This window comes from Streptomyces sp. NPDC001889, from assembly GCF_053594535.1.
Genome location: NZ_JBSFER010000011.1, coordinates 140,050 through 159,633, shown reverse-complemented (window position 1 = coordinate 159,633; position 19,584 = coordinate 140,050). Strand labels below are relative to the sequence as shown.

Below are 19,584 nucleotides of genomic sequence, written 5' to 3'. Positions count from 1 at the left end.
GCCACCTGGCCGGGGTTGGCCGAGGGCGATGTCCTCCCGGGCGCCGCCACCGGTCCGGTCAGGGGGTTGTCGTCGGTGTGGTGGAGCCGGTGGCTGATCCCCGGGCCGGGTGCGCGGGGTTCGCCGGGGCGCGGCTGATACCGGGTGCGCCCGCCAGGCCATCGGGGGTGTTCGGCGGGCAGCGCGGTGCCGTCGTCCACCTCCCCGGGCCACCGGCCGTCCGGGGTTCGGGTCGTCGTGGTCGCGGCCGTGGACCCGGCCGCGCAGCGGCTGCCCATCACCGTTCACGCCGTCCAGCGTGGCAGCCGCCACTGACATCGGCGCCCGTGGCGCGTACGGGCTCCGGGCCGTCAGGCGGACGCGCAGGACGGGCAGGGGGCCGGGGGCCGGGGCTCGACACAGACGTCGTCGATCACGGGGCCGTTGGGGGCGGCCGCGCCGGTGGTGCTCGTGAAGGCGAGGGTCGTGGTGGGGCCGCCCGCCACGAAGGTGAACCGGCGGGTCACATACCCCATGGCGGTGTAAGTCTTCCCGGTGACGTCGAAGGCGAAGTCCTGCACGTTCTGGCCGTCGACGAGGACGGTGCCGGTCTTCACGGCGGGATCGGTGTCGGTCGGGTTGCCCGCGAGCGCGTAGGTGACGGTGTAGGTGCCGCCGGGAGCCGTGGCGAAGGTCTGGCTCACCGCGCCGGTGCCGTTGAGGTCGACCGACTGATCGCCCTCGGCGGCCTGCCAGGTACCGGCGCCGATCAGGTCGACCGCGCCCCGGCTCACGGACCACGGCCCGATGTCCTCCCCCGGGAAGTACGGGGTGAAAAGGCCGGCGGGGGCCCTGGGGTACTCGAATCCGCCGTCGTGGAAACGGGTGACGGGCGGCACCGACGCCACCGCGCCGGAGCCGGTGCCGGCACCGGAGAGCAGGACCGCGGCGGCCACGGCGACAGCGGAAACGCGCGAGGAAAACATGGGGCACTCCCTGGGAGGTGAGCACGAGGGCCGGGCTCTCGCGATGGCGGGCGGAACACTCCCCGCCGGTCGGGCCCGGCGATCCAGGCTAAGGGGGCCGCGCGCCCCGGGTGCAGACGCTGTCAGCCGCCGTGAGCGGCGCCTATGGGGCACTGAGCAGCGCTCGTCACACCAAGGCGCCCCCTACGGCCTCCCGCGCCCCCGTCCGTACCGGAGGAGCGTCCGGGGCCGCCGGGAGAACCGCCCGCCACGGTCGCCGTGTGATCGCTCCATCACCGCCGGAGGGAGGAAGAACTGCCGGAACCCTCCGGCGAGCAGGACACGACGGGACGGGACGGGAAACGGCGCGAGGCCCGACACCCCGTGGGCCCCGGTCCGGAACGGCGTACGGTACGGACCGGGGCCCACCGGCACGGCGGCCCGGCCACCCGCTACGACAAGAACGACAAGGAATCCGTCACGAGTGGGACACGGGCGCGAGATGCTCGTGTGCCCAGTCGGCGAATGTGGTGGGCGAGATGCCCAGCGCTCGGGCGAACTCGGGCCGGGCGGGCTGGAGGACCTCGTTGTTCCAGTCATGTCCGGCGCCCCACCTCGGCATGCCCGCCGCAAGGGCATCGTCAAGGCTCATGGAGGGCACGGTCACGGGCACGCCCCACGCGGCGGACAGTGTCCGCGCGATCCGCGCCATCGTGAGCAGGTCACCTGCCAGCTCCAGTTCCACTTCGTGGAACCGGTCGGGGCTGCCGATGGCGTGCGCGGCGGCCGAGCCGATGTCCTGCGTGGCCACCAGTGCCAGTTCGGTGTCGGGTCTGAGCACCGTCAGCAGGCCGCCACGGGGTCCGTTGGGCGCCAGCTGGGGCAGGTTCTCCATGAAGAACGCGGGCTTGAGCACCGTCCAGCGGGGGAAGCCCGCAGTCCGCACCGCCTCCAGGATGGCCTGCTTGGTGTCGAAGTAGCCCTCCAGCGCCGCCCAGCGGCCGTCGGCCCAGCCGGGGGCCCGGGTGTGCGCACCGACTCCACTGGTCGAGGACTGCACGAAGTGCCGCACTCCCGCCGCTTTCGCCGCGTCCATCAGGTTGGCGGCCTGCGCGAGCTCTCCCGCGAAGTCGACGCTGGTCTCGGTCATCGGCGGCATCTGCACCGAGAACACCGCGTGGACTCCCTCGACGGCCGGGCCGAGGGAGGCCGGGTCGGAGAGATCAGCCCTCACCAGTTGTGCGCCAAGCGCCTCGACGGCCCTGGCGGACTTCGAGCGGGGGTCGCGCACGAGCGCGCGCACCGGTACGTCGGCGGCCAGAAGCGCGCGGGCGGTGGCCCCGCCCTGGCGGCCGGTACCTCCGGTGACCAGGACAGTGCCGTTGTGGGTGGGCATGGTTGCTGCTCCTCACGGGCCGGAGTACAGAAACGGCGGGGCCCGCCGTTTCCCTTCCGGTAAGATATGGCGGGGCCCGCCGTTGAGCAAATGAGGAGATCATGACCGGTCAGCGATCGGATGCCCGCCGCAACTACCAGCGCATCCTCACCGTCGCCGAAGCCGAGGTCGCCACGCACGGCGCCGATGCCTCCCTGGAGCAGATCGCCCGCACCGCCGGCGTCGGATCGGCCACCGTGCGCCGTCACTTCCCCACGCGCCGCGCACTGCTCGAAGCCGTCTTCCAGGAGCGCATCGAGGGCTTGTGCGAGCACGCCCACCGGCTGAGCGGGGCCGACGACAGCCGCGCCGCGCTCCTGGAGTGGCTCCACGGTGTCGTCGTCTACGCCGTCTCCGCTCGCGGATTCGCGGACACCCTCAGCTACGAGCCACCCACCGACAAGCCCGGCCCGCACTCCTGCGCCGACATCATCGAGGCGCCCGGCACGCTCCTGCTCCAGCGAGCCATCCGCGACAAGGCGGTCAGGCCGGACGTCACCTTCCACGACCTGCTCACTCTCGCCACCGGCATCGCACTGGCCACCGAGCGCCACAGCAATCCCGCGGCCCAGGCCGATCGCCTCTTCCACCTCGCCGTCGAAGGACTCAGCCCCGCCGGGCGGGCCACCGACTCCTGAACCAGCCCGTCCAGCGGCGACAGCGGTGAAACCCGGCCCGCACGCTGCTCACCCACGCCGCAGCGGGCCGGTGCGGGCGGAAGGCAGCGTCATCGAGAATCCGGTTCCGCCTTCGCAACGAGCCAGGCGGACGAGGGCCGCCACGGTCCTTCCACGTCAGCCCAGGTCTTCTTCCCCCAGTCGGCTGCCGCCGCCTCATCGCGCGGCAACGGCCCGCCGCTCCGGCCCCGGCGCCGAGACTGGCGATGGTGTTCTCCAGCAGCCGTACGGCGGCCACCGCGCGGCCCCGGCGGCGCAGCGGGGTCGCGCACACCCGGGTCGCTTCCGCCGGGACCTCCGGACGGCCCGACTTCCCGGTCGCGGCGACGGCCGCTTGGGCGTGCTGCCGGGCCCCGGCGCTGTCGGCGGCGGCCGTGGCGGCGTGATCGCCTCCTGGCCGGGGAGCGCCCAACTGGATGTTCTCGCGTGCGCTCAGGGGCCGGCGGGTGAACGATTGCGGGACCGGGGCGACGCGCTCCGACATGGTTGCCGGGCCGGCGTCGGCGAGAGTCGAGAGCGTCCCACCGGACGGTGCCGCTGGAGCGGCGCGCGCCGTCCCGGGCGCGGCGGGGGTCTGCGCCACACGTACCGCCCCTACCGTCCGTGCCATCGAAAGGAACGCATCCGCTCAACCGCCGCCGCCCGTCCGCCCCTTCCGGCATCCTGCTGGCCCGAGGTGAGCCCAGGCCGCCCGGAACCGGGCGCTCAGGGCCGCACGTCCCCCGTACATGCTGATCATCCTGGGGATACTCTTCGCCGTCGCGCCCGCCGCCGTCTGGATGACGATCGCCCGCACCCGCCCCGTCGGCTTCGCGATCGGCGGCACACTGCTCGCCGGAGCCAGTCTGCTGATCGGCGTCCAGCAGGGCTGGATCGAGGCTCCCAGGCCCGATGCGCATCTCGTGTTCACAGCTCTCGCGCCCCTGCTCATCGCCTGCGGCACCAGACTGGAAGGACGGCACGAGAACCCTCCTTCCCCGAAATGGATCTCCCTCCGCAACAGCGCGATCGGCTTCCTGGGAATGCAGTTCGCCCTCACCCTCGTGGTCGGCCTTCTGTACGCGCTGATGATCAGCGAAGGCTCGGACGCCCCGCCGTCCAAGGCGCTCCCCTCATTGCCGCCAGGCATCACCCTGGTCAACGAAGGGACCAGTTGCGGTTCCGGCGGCTGCTGGCGCGCCGCGACGGTCACCAGCGAGGATGGCCTGTCCCGTCCGGAAATCCTTCGCGCGATGGGCCTCCAGCAGGAGAGCTGCCGCTCCAGCGGCTGGCTGCTCGACTGGCGTGACGTGTGCGTCGGAGCCAAGGACAATGGCGAGAACGTCACCGTCTACGCCAGCTGGGGGTACTGAGGGGTGAGCCCGAAAGGGGCGGGGCCACGCGATGATCTTGTGTGCGGCGTCCCGAGGCCCCAGCGTCACGGGCACCAACCGGGAGGGCGGCGGGGGCGTTCCGGACGTTCCGGTTCTGGCGGAGATCCGGGGGGAACGGAGCAGAGGCCGGCCCGGAACCCGGCTTGTGGTCGTGCCGTCCGACAAGGCGTACTCGTCCCGCGCGATCCGCGGGCATCCGCGCAGACGCGTGATCCGGGCCGTGATCCCACAGCCCGCCGACCCGACCAGACCGCCAACCCCAAACGACGGGACAGCGACGTCGGCGGGCCTCCCGGTCTTCGACCGGGAGGCCCGCAAGCGCCGCAACACCGTCGAACGCCGCATCAGCAAGCTCAAGGTGCGACACGAGGTCGGAGCGCAGACCGTGACGGGACTCGGACCACGGTGCCGACGGTGATGTGCACGGCTTGGCTGCGGTGGCACTGAGCACGCAATACCAGTGGCCCACGCGCCTGGTTAAGGCTGGGCGCGTGGGTTTCGCCGGGATTGTGGCGGAGCGTTAGGCTGCTGTCCGGCAGAGCCCGCCCGCCGGGAGCCGTCGCCGGCTCACGGGGCGGCGGGCCTCAGCGGGCTCCGCCGTAGGTCACCAGCAGACCGATCGCGGGCGCCGTACTGGACCCATGGCGGATCATGCCCGTTGAGGTGTAGTTGTGGCCGTTGATCTGAACCGGGTAATGCTCGGTGTTGTTCAGCTCCCTGTAGACGAGTCGGGACAGGGAGGACCAGTTGTTCTGCAGGCTGATGCCGAATCCGCCTATGTGGTAGTAGCGGTTAGTGCCGTCGAGTTCTCCGTTGTGGCTGATTGACATGGCGATTCGGCTTTCGATCCATCCGAACCGGGCCGCTTCGGAGACCGCTCCAATGAGGACCGCCATGGCGAACTTGCGAGCGCTGAAGTTGTTGGAGTTCATGTTCTGGAGATCGCTGATGGCGGCGCCGAAGCTCGGGCCTCTGTAATCTCGGTTGGCTCGATTTTGATCGGCATCGAGACTTCCGTAGGCCCCGGAGAAGGGCATGGTCCTGACCAGGGTGTTCCCGCCGGGGTAGGCGTTGAAGAATCGCGTGGCGAAGTAACCGGGAGTGTCGTTGAAGGCGAAGGTGCTGCCGTTGGCGGTGAAGGCGTCGACGTAGAGGTTGTCGAGTCGCACATAAATCGTGAGACGGTGGGGAGCCGAAATGTTGTTGTTGTCGATCACCCGTATTTCCGCGTAACGCTCGGTTTCGGTCATGGTTCTCATGAACCCGTTGGTAACATTGTGGGCGGAGAGATTCCTCAGCTCGCTCAGCATGGACCGGTACCGATTCGCGGCCGCGATATTGTTCCCATTGCCCAGGTTGGTGATGTTCCAGTTCATGACGTTCCAGTGATGGCTGGTGGCGGCTTGCGCAGGTAATGCGGAGACCAGTTGCGTACCGCCCAAGAGAGCTGCGATTGCCGTGAGTATGGCGAGGAAGCGTATCGCATGACTGCGGAAGAAGGGTTTCACCGGCATTTTTTCCTGTTCTTGAGTGAGTAGTTCCGGTTCATTCTGTCGAGGAATGGCCGGGTGGCGGGGCAGGTGTGGTGGTGCCCGTTCGGGTGTGGCCCCAACTGTATTGATTTGTTGGGCCTGTGGGCATCTGCGGACATGCCGGCGACTGGTGTTCTCGGGTCGCTACGATTGATGCTGAACAGTGCCGGAGGAGCTTGACCGCCGTGATGTGAGCGCCCCGTTTCCTGACGGCCGATTCGCTGCCCTCCGAGAGACAGGCGTCGGGCACCGGGCCCAGCCATCCGTTGTGGAAGGCGAGTTACGTGTCGTTCCCGGACCGGCGGTGAAAGGAGCCCGGGGACGACGACTCTGCGGGTGGTGGGCAGGCAAGCGGACTGGGCAGGGGGAATCGGCGCGGCCCAGTTCGCTCACCACGGTGCTTCAGGGAATGGCACGGCGTTCCGTGCAGGAATGCCATTCTCGCGATGCCGTGGTGCCGGCGGACGTCCAGTGCGCCGAAACACGTGCTGGCAGGCCGCTGCCGGACGGCGGGGGACACTCTCCAGGCCGGTCCACCGTCCGAGAATCACGCCTTGCCATCCCTCCTGTCGATTTCTCGCACGCGGCCTGATCTCTGCACCTGCGGTGGCTCTCTGAACACGCCCGGAACCGGCCGTTCTCGGCGACCGACTCCGGATGAGAAGTGCGGCGTCACTCATAGATTGGCAGACAATGAGATTCCCGGGCATCGTGGAAAACCACGAACGAAGGAGGTCCTCTTGTTCGGCGTGTCCGCCGCAGTTGACGATGGTGCGGGCGATGCCGGCGCAAGCAGGGTTCTGTTCTACCCTCGTTCGTGTCGGTGGCGGAGCCGGCGGCAGTCGGCGAGCCAGGCCACGGGTGTGTTCGCTCGGCGGCTTCCTGCGGCGGTGATGGAGCCGGTCGACCACCTCGCGCACGCCGCCGAAAGCCGGCGGGACGGCCGCCGTCAAACCGATCCTGCCCACCGGTCACCGGCGCCGGGCTCCCGCCCGTCACCACAGAAGCGGCGGTGCGCGGCAGTGAGGCTCTCGGCCAACTGCACCGCCCGGAGGGGGAGACGGGCGGGACGAGTTCGGCGAGCGGTTCAGGGATCTCGGTCGCGTCGATCTCGACACGGATGCGGCCCTTGCCGGGGCGATGGTTGGTGTACATGCGCTCGCCGGCGTGCCGGCGACACCGACGACCGTATCGCCCGTCCAGCGTCTGCGGGGCGCGCGAAGGGCGGTGGGAGGCCGGTCCCGGCAGTGCGGTGGTCGCCGGTCGCCCCCTGCCACCAACTGTCCGGTCATCCAACGACACCACCGATCGAAAGTGCTGCTGATTTATGAGACCATCCCTGTTCACTGTCGCCCTGCCCGGCCTCGGACAACTGAGCACCATGGCCAAGCCCCGGGGCATGGACTGGCTCGCGGACGAAATGAACGCGCTGAGCACCGCCGGCGTTGACATCCTGGTATGCGCGCTCACTCGGCCCGAACTCGACGAACTCGGGCTCGGGGCGGAAGAGCGGGAAGCAGTGGCCGCAGAGCTGCAATTCGTCGCGATCCCCATAGCCGACCGCACCGTCCCCGATCTCGCCACGGTTCTGCCCACACTTCGCACCCTCGCCGAACGGCTCCGCGAGGGCGCACACGTCGTTACCCGCTTCGGCATTGGACGGGCGTCCCTCCTCGCCGCAGCACTCCTCATCCTCAACGGTGTCGATCCCGAAACAGCGTGGAACCGGCTCGAACAAGCCCGGGGCCTCGCCGTCCCGGATACCGCCGAACAACGGGAGTGGACAGGGAAACTGCTCACACATGCATGATCTCGACAACCGGATTCCACGGAAAGTGTGGGCAGTCAGGGCGCGGGTGGCGCCAGGTGATGCCTGCGGGGGGCGACGACACCGAACGTGAGCAGCGTGCCGAACAGCTTCGGCGCGGGCCGGCTGTTGCGGTGGTGCGTGACGAGCGGGCCGATGGCCGGCGTCAGGCTGTGGAGACGGTCTCCCGGCACCGGTTCGCCCCGGGGGTCCACCCGCCGGCCGAGAAGTCTTCGCCGCGAGGGTTCACGTGGTGGGAGCCGGTCACCGCCGAGCCGGACCCCGAGCGGTGGCTCACCGCCGCCCACACCAACCAGACCCTTGGTTTCCCAGTTCGACGGCGAGGAGTCCGACGGGACAAGCCCGAGCGCCGACCACCATCACCGGGCCCGGCGCCCTATCCACAGGAGCACCGCCCATCAGCGGGCGGCACTGGCCCAGGGCAGCCGGCCGGCCACCTCGCGGCCCTGGAAGCTGTCGAGTGACGCTCTGTCAGGTCTCCGCTCGGCGTGATCACCCTGTTCATCACGCCCCGAAGGGGCATTGCCGCTCAGCGGGCGGTGCGTACTCCGAAACGTGCCAGGCAGTGCCAGACCTTCTTGAGGTCCTGAAGGTTGTACCGGCCAGCGCGGGCGACATCCCCGATGACTCTGGGGTTGAGAAGGCCGTCAACGGCGATCTCAGCACCCAGGTCGACGTATTCCTGCCCCCGGTAGTGTGAGTGACGTCGTAGTTCAGCCACGCTGAGCTGAAAACCTGGGTGCCATTCGATGGGGCACGGAAGGCGATGAGCCGCGGACTCAACCTCTGTGCCGCGATAGCTCGGGTCCAGCACCAGCGCCTCGACGTCACAGCCGAACCTGACCCGTCCGTGAATCTGTGCCTCGATGTGACCGTCCAGGGCGTCCAGCCCGCCCACCTCAGCCAGCCCGATGAGCGAGCAGCGATCCGCTGTGCCGAAGTCAGACGGCTCGGTGGAACTGTCGGGGTAGCAGAACGTGGTGCGCATCAGGGTCTCGGTGGTGAGTCTGAAGTACGAAGAGCCGAACCGCGGTGCGCCACCGACCGGATCACGGCGGTAGTTCAGCGCACCGTATACAGGGCGCTGGTCATCCGGAGCATCGTCGTACGCACCGCCAAAGATGCGACTCTCCCAACGCCACCTGTCTCCACCAGGGTGGGCGGTGAGACCACCGTTGCTCGTTCCGGTCACGAACTGCGACCGGTAGGCACCGTCTTCCACCATCCGGGCCAGAGTCGGACGATCCCCTGCGGGACGGTCGGGATGGAAATGCATCGTCACCCGGAGGTCCCCGGTGAGTGGCTCTCCTCCACAGGAAGCCGCGACATACCGCAGAGCCTTCTCCTGAAGCGATACGACACTGTCAGCACCCATGCGTGGAGTGTGCACGGACGGTACTGCGCAACGCACGTCAGTTTGCGGGACAGCGACAGCCTCGCCTGAAGTCCATGGCATGGGCTCGGCGGACACCGCGTTTGCGCCGGAAGCATGGAGGATCATGACCGCGGACGGAAGGCATTTCGTCCTGCTGACCGCCTCGCCGAGGGCGTGGCTGACCGCCGACCCGGCCGCGGCCGGCCAGATCACCGACGCACGACGCCCTCGGCAAGAGCGCCGCGCCGCCCGCATCGAGGACCGCGTGCGCCAACTGCGCCACGCCGGCGATATCGCCAGCGGCGGACAACTGCTGACCGAAAGCATGATCAGCCTCAAACTCGTCGTACGACTCCTCAAAGACCGCAGCTGCACAGAAAGGCACGGCGCCCGGTTCCACCGCTCCGGGGAGCAGCGCGTGCGCGTACGCACTCAAGTGATTCGGCTGCGGCCCGCGCTGTGCACGGTGCCGCGATCCGCCGGCCGATGGCACCCGGCGACGCGGATGACGGACGGCCCGGACCGGCTGTCGGCGGGGCTCGTGAACGGCTCGGCGGGCGGACCGCACGTCGCGCCACCCCGGCCCCGTCCGGACAGCCCTGCCGGTGCGGAAGCTCGCGGCGCGGGCCGTGCCAAGGGGAGTCCGGCCGGGCTCCTCCCGAGGCGCTCGGTCATCTGGGCGGAGGCGTGACCGCAGTCGGCGACCGCCGCCGGCTCGGGGCGGCGGGTTGGTGACACCACTCGTCGGCCTGCACTTCTGGCCTGGCTCGGGAGGCTCCCGCACCGGCCGAGGGCTCGTACCAGCACAGTGTTCTGTGCGTTCGGGGAGAGCGGTGGACCGCGTCAGGTCAGGCCCCGACAGCGCCGAACGCTCCCGGGGCGGAAGGTGACGAGCCCGACGCGCCCCCGGGATGTGCGTACTCGTGGCACTCAACACCCTGTGGCTGCCCGATGGGTTCACCCGGCGGGCGCGTGCCGGGCCGGTACGGCGGCCCTGGGGCGGGAAGTGGGCCCCGGGCCGGACGCCCCTTGCCTCCGGCCCGCCGGCACGTCCGGGTCGAGCGCGCTCCGCCGAGGGGTGTCGTGCAGGTCGATGCGGACGGTCATCAGTTCGGTGGTTCCCATGACACGTACGACGACCGCGTTGAGGGCGCGCAGGGGGTGGTGGCGGCCGAGTTGCCGTTGCCGGGCGCAGGGGTCGTCGTCGGGGAGCAGATGAGCTGTGCCGTCTCTCCAGACGAAGTGCCAGCCCTGCCGGAGCCTGACGCGGACCTGCGGATTCTTCTCAATGTTGCGTACGTATCCGGCTCGCCGGCCGTGTTCGGCGATGATCCAGAAGGTGTCTCCCCGCCGGCCGTTGCCGACCGGGGTGGCGCGGCGCCGGCCGCTGACACGCCCGCGGGTCTCCAGCAGGGCGTAGCCCAGCGGCATCAGCCCGATGCGCAGCAACAGGCGGATGGGCGGGTTGATCAGATACCGCTGTACGGGGGTGACCAGGGCGCGCTTGAACCGTGCGCTGGACAGTGTCAGGGCGATATTGGCCGCGAGAGCGGCGCTGAGGGCGGCGGGCAGTACGGCGCCCCGCGGTGCGCTGGGGTCGATGAGCCACCAGGCCCACACCAGGACGGCCGCGATCGTGGTGGCGGTGAGCAGTCCGAGTGCTCTGGATGGATTGAATCGGTTATGTCCCATACGACTGTATTGTAGTCCTTATGAAGGAATCGCGTCAGGTGAAGCTTGCCGATGCCCTGCTGCGTATCGCCGCCACTCGCGGGCTCGACCAGGTCAGCGTGCGGGAGGTCGCCTCCGCCGCGGGGGTGTCCATCGGAGCGGTGCAGTACTACTTCTCGACCAAGGACGAGATGCTCGCCTTCGCCTTCCGGCAGGTGGTGGACCGCACACGCGCCCGTATCTCGGGCCTGGAGGCCGCCGCGGGGCGCCGGCGTGCGATGGGGGCCGCTCTGCGGCAGCTCCTTCCGCTGGACGCGCAGCGCCTCGCGGAATGCCGCGTCTACCTCGCCTTCGCCGCGCGCGCGACGACCTCGCCCACGCTTGCCGCCATCCAGAACGCGACCCTGGGCGCCATCCACGACGAGCTGCGGCGGACGCTCGCCTCATTCCCCGCCCCGTCCTCCGGTCACCTCGTTCTCGATCCGGCCCGGGACGCCCGGCTGCTGCTCGCCCTGGTCGACGGCCTCATGTTCGACGCGGTCACCGCTCCCACCGCACTGCCCCCGGCCAGCGCGGCCGAAGCCCTGGACATCTACCTGGAACGGCTCCTGCCGGGCAGCGACTGACCACCTCCCCTCCCCGTGTCACGTCACGAGCGCCCGGCGGACGACGCCGCGGTGGACGAACGGATTCCCGGGGCCGTGCGAGGGCGACGCGGTACGGCCCGGCTGCCTCCGACGACAGCCGGGCCGGCTCTCCGCGGTCCCTCGTCACATGCCCGGGGTCATTCGGTGACCCCGTAGTAGGCGGCGAGAAGCTGGGCGATTTGCTGGGCGTGGGGAGCGAGAGCCGGGAGGTGGGCGGCGAGCGCGGTGCGGGTCGCGTCGGTGAGCGAGGGGAGGGTGGTGGCGGCGGTGGAGACGTAGGGGTCGAGGCGGCGGATGAGTTCGTAGTTGCTGGGGATGTCGATGGTGCGCATGTCCCTGGCCAGGGAGGGGGGTGTGTCGCTGGTGACGGGAGGCAGGACGCGGGAGAGGAAGGTGACGCGGTGGAGGATGCGCCAGCAGGGAGGTTTGGTGTCGCTCTGGCGGGCCTGGCGCAGGGCGTTGGCGTTGGCGTCGTTGCTGTTCGCGAGCCAGGTGGGGTCGATGACCTTGTTGTAGAAGTCGTCGAAGTGGGTGGTGTCCTGGGCGAGGTAGAAGGTCATGAAGCGGTAGGCGTCGACCTTGCCGGGGACCAGGACGGGTTTGTCGTTGAGGTATTCGGGGGTTCCGTCGGCCCTGTACTTCTGGAGGTCGCGGTTCGGCTTGCAGATGACGTCGAGGCTGTGGCCGCGGCTGGTCTCCTGGGAGCGGCGGCGGGTCTGGGAGTAGCCGCCGCCGAAGGTGGCGTCCATCTGATAGCCGACGCCGGCGCCGGAGATGAGGATGTTGATCTCCAGGGATGCGGTGACCTTGTTGGTCCAGGTGTAGGAGCCGGAGACGGTTTCGTTGACGACGTCGATGGTGCCGGTGGTTTCGGAGAAGAAGCCTCCGTCGGCGGTCCAGACATAGGTGTTGGCGATGTTGCGGTTGGCGAACGCGCCGGCGGATTCGGTGTCCGGTTTCGCGTCGGGCTTGGCGGGGGTGATGCCGGTGAAGTTCTTGAGGATCTTCGCGGCCTGCTCGGCGGTGGGGTCGGGGTCGCCGACGCCGGTGGAGACGCTTGCGTAGAAGTTCTCCAGTTCCTGGCGCTCGCGCAGGATGCGGCGTTTGATGGCGTACGCCTCGCGGGGTTTGAAGTAGCTGTATTCGCCGTACTGGGCGGCGGTGGGGTAGGCCTCGTCGAGGATCTTGCCGCCCTGGTCGGTGAGGCCGATCGCGCCGTCGAGAGTGCCCTGCTTGGTGTACTGGGGGTTGATGGGGAAGGTGATGATGTTCCAGTCCTTGGGGATGTCCGGGTTGGGGAGCATCCGGTAGGCGACCAGGGCGCCGGTGTGCGCGAGGCGCAGGGCGTAGACGTCGGCGGTCTCGGACTGGACCAGGGCGTAGCCCTTGTTGTCGGGGAGGTAGCGCCTGCCGACGGTGGTGTTGCGGATGCCGGCCGGGGATTCCCAGTAGCCGGTGAGGGCGGCGGTGGTGTTGCGGTCGACGGTGGTGGCCTGGGAGACGGTGACCTCATTCGTCCAGGTGCTGGCGTAGTCGGTGGCGTTGGTGACGCTGCCCTTGACCTCGATGGAGACGATCGGGTTGGAGACACCGAGGCCGAGTGGCGCGGTGACCGACATGGCGCCCCATTTGGCGTTGGCCTTGACCGCTGCCTTGAAGGACATATCGAAGCGGCCGGTGCCGGCGGAGCCGAGGACGGAGGTGACCTTGTCGGCTTCCTTGAAGGTGACGCTGGAGGCTCCGGCGGGGTCGCTCTTGCCGGTGAGGTTCTCCGAGGGGACCGGGGGCGCGCCCTCGATGTAGCCGATGAGCTGGGGATCGAACTGGACCTGGCTGACCCACTCGGTGATCAGGTCACCGACCTTGTAGCCGGTGATCAAGTGCCACGCGCCGTCGGTGGTGTGCGTGTAGGCGCGTTTGAGGACACCCTGTGCCTGTCCGTCGGGGGTGTACTGGAGATCGGCGTACTCCGCGGCGGCCGGCGGGCTGGAAACGCGTTCCTGGAAGAAGGTGCGGACGCCGGCGAGGGCGGAGCGGACGGCGGCGGTGTCGGCGGAGACCGGTGCGGTGGACAGGACGATCCGGGGGCGGGTGGCGTCCGTGCCGGGATCGAGGTGGTTGCCGCGCAGTGACAGGTCCGCGACGGCATCGGTGGTGGCGGTGGTGGAGTCGGCGTCGAAGGGCCAGTAGCCGAGCAGGTCCTGCGTGTCGCCCTTGAGACGGGTGAAGAGGCTGTCGAGGATCTGCTCGGGGGCGCGGGCGGTGCGCCAGAGCCGTACCTCTTCGAGAGTGCCGGTGTAGAAGTCGCCGAAGGTACCGCTGTTCTTCCGGGCGCCCAGGGTGAACTGGTCATCGCCCCAGTCGGTGAGGGGGTTGGTGACGGGGACGTCGGCGGGGATGGTCCGGCCGTTGCGGTGGAGGAGGAAGCGGCTCGCGAGCGGGTCGGGGTCGGGGGCCCAGCGGGCCCGGCGCAGTTTGAGGTCATGGCCGCCGACGGGGTCGGCGGTCGTGTTGCCCTCGTTCTCCTCGAACGTCCAGCGGGCGACGAGCCCCTCGTCGCGGGGCAGGACGGGAGTGCCGAGCTGATTGTTCTCCCGGGCCTTGCCCCAGATCCGCACCTCGCCGATCGTGCCGGTCAGACCGTGGACGGCGGCGCCGTCGCGGGCGCGCCCGATCTCCAGCGCCCCGCTGTTGCCCCGGGGGCCGGGGCCGGTGTACCGGCCGCTCTCGGGGAGAGTGACTCCCGGCAGGGGTGTGGAGGTGCCGAGGGCGAGTTCGGTACCGTCGACGACGACCCGGATGTCCTGCCATTCCGCGACATCGACCCGTTCCACGACGTCGAACTCCTGGTTCGCGGTGTTACCGGACGCGTCGGTGACGGGGAAGCTGCGCTTGCCCTTCACCTCCTGGGTCGTGCTTCCGGCCTTGCGGACGACTCCGATCCGGTGGAACCCCGCGCTGATCGCGGTGGCCGTGGTGAAGCGTCTGACGACCGGGCCCGGCTCCTCGAAGGCGAACTCCAGCCTCCCTCCGGCCAGCAGCGAGAGCTGGTAGGGGACGCCGGCGTCCGTACCCTCCCCGAGACGGCCCTTGGACACCAGGCCCTGGCGGGTGGCGGTCGAGTCGATATGGACGAAGACCTCGACGGTCAGATCATCCGTGATGTCCAGCTGATCGGCGTCGGGAGTCTCCGCCCAGGCCGCGCCGTCGAACCGCAGCGCCCACGACTGCTCGTACACCGCCGCCAGATGCGCCCACTCCCCGCTCGGGTAGCTCTCCCGTCCGGTACGCGCCTTGTCCCCGACGGCGGCCTGCACACGGTAGGTCGTGAGTGCGGAGTCGGCTGCGGCGGGCTCGCCGTCGACCTCGCCGTGGCGGTTCTGGCCGCTGATGTCGGTGAACAGCGGCTGTCCGTCGGCATAGGGGATACCCAGCCGGTTCTTCTCGTACAGATAGGCCCCGCTGAGCCCCGTCTCGCCTGCGGTGACGCGGCGGAAGCGGTCGGCGTGGATGTCGGCCGCGGTGCGGGCCGTACTCCAGGTGCGGAACTCCGCCAGGGCGCCGGAGAAGTACTTGTACGGTGAACCTTCATCGGTGCGTCCGATGATGAGATAGTCCGAGCCCGTGGGCAGTGTGGTGGCGGTGCGGCGGGCGACCTCGATGCCATCGCGGTGGATGACCTGCGCCAGGGTGGCGCGGTCGAAGGTGACCGCCCAGTGGTGCCAGTTGCCGTCGGTGTAGGCACCGCTGGTGGTGAGGGTCTGCGCGGTGCTCCCGTAACCCACGGTGAAGCTGAACTTCCCCTCCGGGGTGAAGCCCACGGACAGACCGGTCCACCTGCTCGCGACGATGGTGTCGACGACGGTACGGCCGGTGGTGCGCTGGAGCCAGCACTCGATGGTGAAGGCCGTCTGCGTGGGGTCCAGATCCCGGATCGCGATGTCGTCGTTGGTGCCGTCCAGCAGTATCCCGCCCCGTACGGGGTCTCCGGGGACCAGGGCGAGCGCCGCCTTGGTCTGTCCCCGGTGGAGATGCAGGAGCCGGGCCCGGGCGCCGGGTGCCCTGCCGGGGTTGATCCACGCTTCGGCGGTCAGGTCTCCGGCCGGGGTGGCGACCTGGTCCAGCCGGCTGTCCGGCAGGGTGAGGCGCTGAGCGATGCCGTCGAAGTCGAAGGCCCGGCCCGGGGAGTCCCCCCGCCACCTGGAGCCGTACCCTGAGGCCCGCAGTGCCGCCGTGCCGTTGGGTACGGGAAGATCGGCGCCGGCCGCTCCGACAGTGATCCACCGGGACCCCCCGGCGAGTGAGGCGCCGGGGCGGGAGGCCGTGGCCAGGGAGATGTCGTAGCGGACCAGGGCCACCGCCGCCCCCGCCGTGGCGCCTGCCGCCGGAGCGGGGAACACGGTCACCGTGGTCGCACCCGGCTCCACGGCGCTGGTCACCCGGTGGCAGGCGTCCCCGATCCGCAGATATCCGGCGGCGGGCAGCGCGACCGGGACGCCTGCGGCGAAGGTGACCGTACCGCCCTGGACCGAGGCCACCGTCCCCACGGGGACGCCCTCCGAGGGCGCCCCGTTGACGACCGCGGCGAGCTCCCCCGCCGCGCGGGGCAGCCCGCGGAACGATTCGCTCTCCGCGCCCCTCGTGACCGTCAGATCGCACAGCTCCGCGACCGCGGCCCCGTTCACCGTGTGATCGGTGACGGTGATGCTCGTGGTCCTTGGGCTCAGGTCCACACCGGGGTCCCGGGCGGTCAGCAGCACGGTCTGCCCGCCACCGGTCAGCTGCTGCGCGCCCCGCAGCGTGCCGGTGTCGAGATAGGCGGCGAAGAACTGGCCATTGGACCCCTGGAAGTAGAGCGCGACCCGGCCGGCCGCCCCGTCCATCACCGACGGCGTGGCGGAGGTCCGGGCGAATGTGAGCAGCGCACCCGCGCTGCTCAGCCCGCGCACATCGACAGCGATGTGGGGGACGGGCAGGACCAGGTCGGCCTCGCCCAGCAGCGCGGCGGTACGGCGGGCCAGTTCCTCGCGGGCGGGCGGGATCTCGGCCCGCTTGGCGACGAGGTCGCTGTTGCGCTGGGCGAGGAGCCCGTCGATCACGACGATGCGGTCGGCCTTGGCCTGGAGCGTCGTGTCCGGGACGACCCCCACCTTCTCGACCGTGTAACCGACCGCCGTGCCCTCGTCGGTGAACTGCCAGAAGGAGAAGATGCCCATCCAGACGTCCTGCCCGGCGTTCTGGAGCTGCACGCTGGTGCTCCATGAGCCGCGGACGTACCACTGCTGGTGCACTTCGGAGGTGTTGAGGGGCTGGAACTCGGCACCGTGGTGGGAACGGTAGACAGTCTGCACACCCATGCCCGGTGCGCTCTCGTTCACCAGCGCGTAGGTCGGGTTGCCGTACCGGGAGGCCGTGCCGGCCCGCACCAGCCGCCATCGGGTGTGGGGCGCGTTGGTGCCCACGGGCCCGATCAGGGTCGCCTGTGTCAGGCCCCCGTTCGAGGGACCCAGGACACCGAAGGCGCTGGAGAGTCTGACGATCCAGCGGGTCGGGTCGCCGGCGGCGGCGTTGTTGGATGCCGTTATCGCCTGTTCCAGGGTCGCCTTCTCCGAGGTCAGGGCGGTGATCTCGTTCTCGATGGCGATGGCCTGCTGCTCCAGGCCGGTGAGGATCTGCTGCTGGGCGCTGACCAGGTCGCTGGTCTGCTCGACGGGGCGGCCGAGTTCGGCGAGAGCGACGACATCGGGGATGTCGGCGAGGCGTCCGTCGATGCCGACGCCGAAATCGACGGCGGCGACATGGGCATCGGCCGTGGCGTTGCCGGAGGGGCGGGTGGCACAGGCCAGCAGGACCCGCGCGTTGCGCTTGGCGGGCTTGGGCGCGCCTCCCTGGTCGGCGACCGCGTCCTCCTGCTGGTAGTAGAGAGCGGAGCTGAGTCCGGAGACGATGTCACGGCCGCCGAGGGCGAAACTGTCGCGGCGAACTCCGGGGTGTTCGCCGACGGGAGCCTGGGAGGTCACCCACTGCGGGGCGCTGTCCAGGTTGGCGTGGGCGGCGGTGTCGGTCTGGTCGTAGGCGGTGGTGCCGCTGCCCTCGTCGAAGCGGTAGTAGGCCACCAGCCCCGGTTCGTTGCCGATCAGCCGGTAGCGGCTGCTGTCGGCGATCTCGCTCTGGCCGCGTGCCCGGTTCCAGATCCGCACCTCGTCGATGACGCCGCTGTAGTGCGGGCCGCCCGCCTTGGCCCCGATGTGCAGCAGCGCCGAACCGTCCCCGTTGCTCGGGAGGGGCTTGTCGCCGCCGAACTCACCGTTGACGTACAGGGTCGCGGTGGTGCCGTCGAAGGAGGCGGCGATGTGCGCCCAGGTGTCCGCCGGGATGTTCTGGAGAGAGGTGAGAGTACCGCCGCTGTGGTCCAGTGCCACCTGGCCGGTGCCGGTGACCCGCAGCTGGAAGCCGCCCTGGCCCGCGGCGCCGGACCAGCGCGCGAGCACCGGGCCGCCCGCCCCCCGCGGCCTGACCCATGCCTCCACCGCGTAGGCGCGGCCCTGGAACTTCAGCGCGGGCGCGTCCCCCATGTTCAGATAGTGGGAGGACCCGTTGAACCGGAGCGCGGTCTCGGGGTGCGGGACATCGGGGGTGACGGGGACCAGCGGGAGGCTGGTGAACGGGCAGATCCCGGGCTGCCGCTCGTACACCGATCCCCGGTACCGCGGGTCGGGGCTGGTCCAGTAGCGGCTGCCCTGGGTGTTGAACAGCCCCTCCGGGGTCTGTTCGATACTGAAGGCGTCGATCCGCCCGGTGACCTTGTTGTGGGCGAAGAACTGCCACCGCTGCCGGCCCTGGACCGCGGTGGGGACGAGGACGGCGGTGAACCGGCCGCCGGTCAGGTTCCGGATCAGGTCCAGCTCCTGGGTCGGCTCGAAGAACGGCCTGCCGTCCATGTCGGACGCGCCCAGACTGTCCTTCTCCGACGCCGGAAGCGTCTTGTGCCGGCTCCGCTTGAAACGCACCTCCGACACCGGCTTCAACTCGCCCCCGACGAGCAGGAACCGGTCACACAGCAGCGTCCCGTCCACCACCGGCACCGCGACCTGCGCGCCGCCCGCCGTCTGCACATCCACCCGGGAACGGTCCCCCGTGGAACCGGACCCTTGCTTGAGAGGGAATACGGCGTCCGTGTGATCCCGGCCGATCGCCTGTCGCAGCACGACGACATGGGAGCCGTCGGAGAGGACCTGGAACGGCGCGCCGGGCGCCGTGAGACGCGCGGTCGAGGACAGAAACGTGTCGGTCTCTGCCGGCTCCAGGGCCTCGTCCGCCTTCGCCTCGGCCCGGCCGCCCTTCTTCACCACCGGCATCACGGTCGCCCCCACGACCGCGTAGCCGACCTTCACCACCTCTGTGGGGAACGGCAACTCGACCGGGTTCTCCGACCAGTACGCCGCGTCCAGCTCCCCCTTTTCCTCGTCGAAGGAGGAGAGGTCCAGGACCGTGTAGACGATTCTGCGCCGGTCGTCGAGTGCGAAGGAGAGCACCGTGCCCTGGTGGCGCACCATCGTCGTGTGCGTGTAGACGCGGTCGCTGTAGATCTTCACCAGACTCTGATCAGCCGTGGTCATGGGCCATCCGTCCTCGGACAGGCCGCCCCTGTACCAGGGGCGGGGCGGGCGGGAGGAGCATGTGCCGGGTGGGAGAGGCCAGTCGCCCCAGGGGCGGCGGAGACGCGGTCACGACAGGCCCGGCACAGCAGACCACAGCCCTGCCCCACCGAATATCGAACAGAACACCAAAGCCGGTCGAACGCTCAGGGAATGGCGCATACCTCATCACTTCATCGGACAAGCACCGCCACCCGCCCGCACCGACGGCTCCGCCCGGACACGCCCGCCGCCGGGCCGCGCGTCCACCACACCTCCGTCAACCACGGCGACACGCGACCGGCTCCACCCCGGCGGCCGTCCGCACATGGCGCTCAACAGCGCCGTCGAGCCCCCGGCGCTGCGAGCGGGAATGGCCTGAACCCCTGTTCGCCACGGTTCGGCGGCTTTCGCTGCCTCAGCTGCCTTCGCGGCAGCAGTTCGGCCGCGCCCGGGCGGGTGCTC

10 protein-coding genes and 1 pseudogene are annotated in these 19,584 nt (G+C 70.0%); 5 read left to right on the top strand and 6 right to left on the bottom strand.

Features of this window, described 5'->3' with window-relative positions; translation table 11 throughout:
* Positions 1-350: 350 nt before the first annotated feature.
* On the bottom strand, positions 351-965 hold the full coding sequence (locus ACWCRA_RS14845) for a choice-of-anchor C family protein (protein ID WP_451067760.1): 615 nt from the start codon (positions 963-965) through the stop codon (positions 351-353).
* Between the two features lie 457 nt (positions 966-1,422).
* Complete coding sequence (locus ACWCRA_RS14840) at positions 1,423-2,340, bottom strand: NmrA family NAD(P)-binding protein (protein ID WP_451067759.1); 918 nt, start codon at positions 2,338-2,340, stop codon at positions 1,423-1,425.
* Between the two features lie 101 nt (positions 2,341-2,441).
* Between ACWCRA_RS14840 and ACWCRA_RS14835 the strand changes: the two genes are divergently transcribed.
* Together ACWCRA_RS14835 and ACWCRA_RS14830 are read left to right on the top strand one after the other, a co-directional pair.
* The gene (locus tag ACWCRA_RS14835; protein WP_351543955.1) at positions 2,442-3,017 is read left to right on the top strand and encodes a TetR/AcrR family transcriptional regulator; all 576 of its coding nucleotides are present in this window, start codon (positions 2,442-2,444) and stop codon (positions 3,015-3,017) included.
* Positions 3,018-3,784: 767 nt separating this feature from the next.
* A complete protein-coding gene (locus tag ACWCRA_RS14830) occupies positions 3,785-4,408 on the top strand; it encodes a hypothetical protein (RefSeq protein WP_451067758.1) in 624 nt (207 codons plus the stop codon).
* Between the two features lie 605 nt (positions 4,409-5,013).
* On the opposite strand, the gene ACWCRA_RS14825 is transcribed toward ACWCRA_RS14830, so the two are convergent.
* Positions 5,014-5,937 carry a ribosome-inactivating family protein gene (locus ACWCRA_RS14825; RefSeq protein WP_351543946.1) on the bottom strand — a complete coding sequence of 308 codons (924 nt, stop codon included), beginning with the start codon at positions 5,935-5,937 and terminating at the stop codon, positions 5,014-5,016.
* Between the two features lie 1,351 nt (positions 5,938-7,288).
* Between ACWCRA_RS14825 and ACWCRA_RS14820 the strand changes: the two genes are divergently transcribed.
* Positions 7,289-7,771, top strand: a complete 483-nt coding sequence (locus tag ACWCRA_RS14820; protein ID WP_451067757.1) for a tyrosine protein phosphatase — start codon at positions 7,289-7,291, stop codon at positions 7,769-7,771.
* 547 nt (positions 7,772-8,318) lie between these two features.
* Here the strand turns inward: ACWCRA_RS14820 and ACWCRA_RS14815 are convergent.
* Positions 8,319-9,164 (bottom strand): DUF3626 domain-containing protein, encoded by an 846-nt coding sequence (locus tag ACWCRA_RS14815; protein ID WP_351543941.1) that lies wholly within the window; start codon positions 9,162-9,164, stop codon positions 8,319-8,321.
* A gap of 79 nt (positions 9,165-9,243) precedes the next feature.
* On the opposite strand from ACWCRA_RS14815, the gene ACWCRA_RS14810 reads away from it, so the two are divergent.
* Entirely contained in the window at positions 9,244-9,855 is a 612-nt protein-coding gene (locus ACWCRA_RS14810; RefSeq protein WP_451067756.1) for a hypothetical protein, read from the top strand.
* A 389-nt stretch (positions 9,856-10,244) separates the two neighbouring features.
* On the opposite strand, the pseudogene ACWCRA_RS14805 reads toward ACWCRA_RS14810, so the two are convergent.
* Positions 10,245-10,637: pseudogene (locus ACWCRA_RS14805) on the bottom strand (nitroreductase/quinone reductase family protein); the annotation flags it as partial.
* Positions 10,638-10,894: 257 nt separating this feature from the next.
* Between ACWCRA_RS14805 and ACWCRA_RS14800 the strand changes: the two are divergent.
* Positions 10,895-11,461 carry a TetR/AcrR family transcriptional regulator gene (locus tag ACWCRA_RS14800; protein ID WP_451067755.1) on the top strand — a complete coding sequence of 189 codons (567 nt, stop codon included), beginning with the start codon at positions 10,895-10,897 and terminating at the stop codon, positions 11,459-11,461.
* Positions 11,462-11,619: 158 nt separating this feature from the next.
* Here the strand turns inward: ACWCRA_RS14800 and ACWCRA_RS14795 are convergent, their stop codons facing one another.
* The gene (locus ACWCRA_RS14795; RefSeq protein ID WP_451067754.1) at positions 11,620-19,101 is read right to left on the bottom strand and encodes a LamG-like jellyroll fold domain-containing protein; all 7,482 of its coding nucleotides are present in this window, start codon (positions 19,099-19,101) and stop codon (positions 11,620-11,622) included.
* Positions 19,102-19,584: the final 483 nt, after the last annotated feature.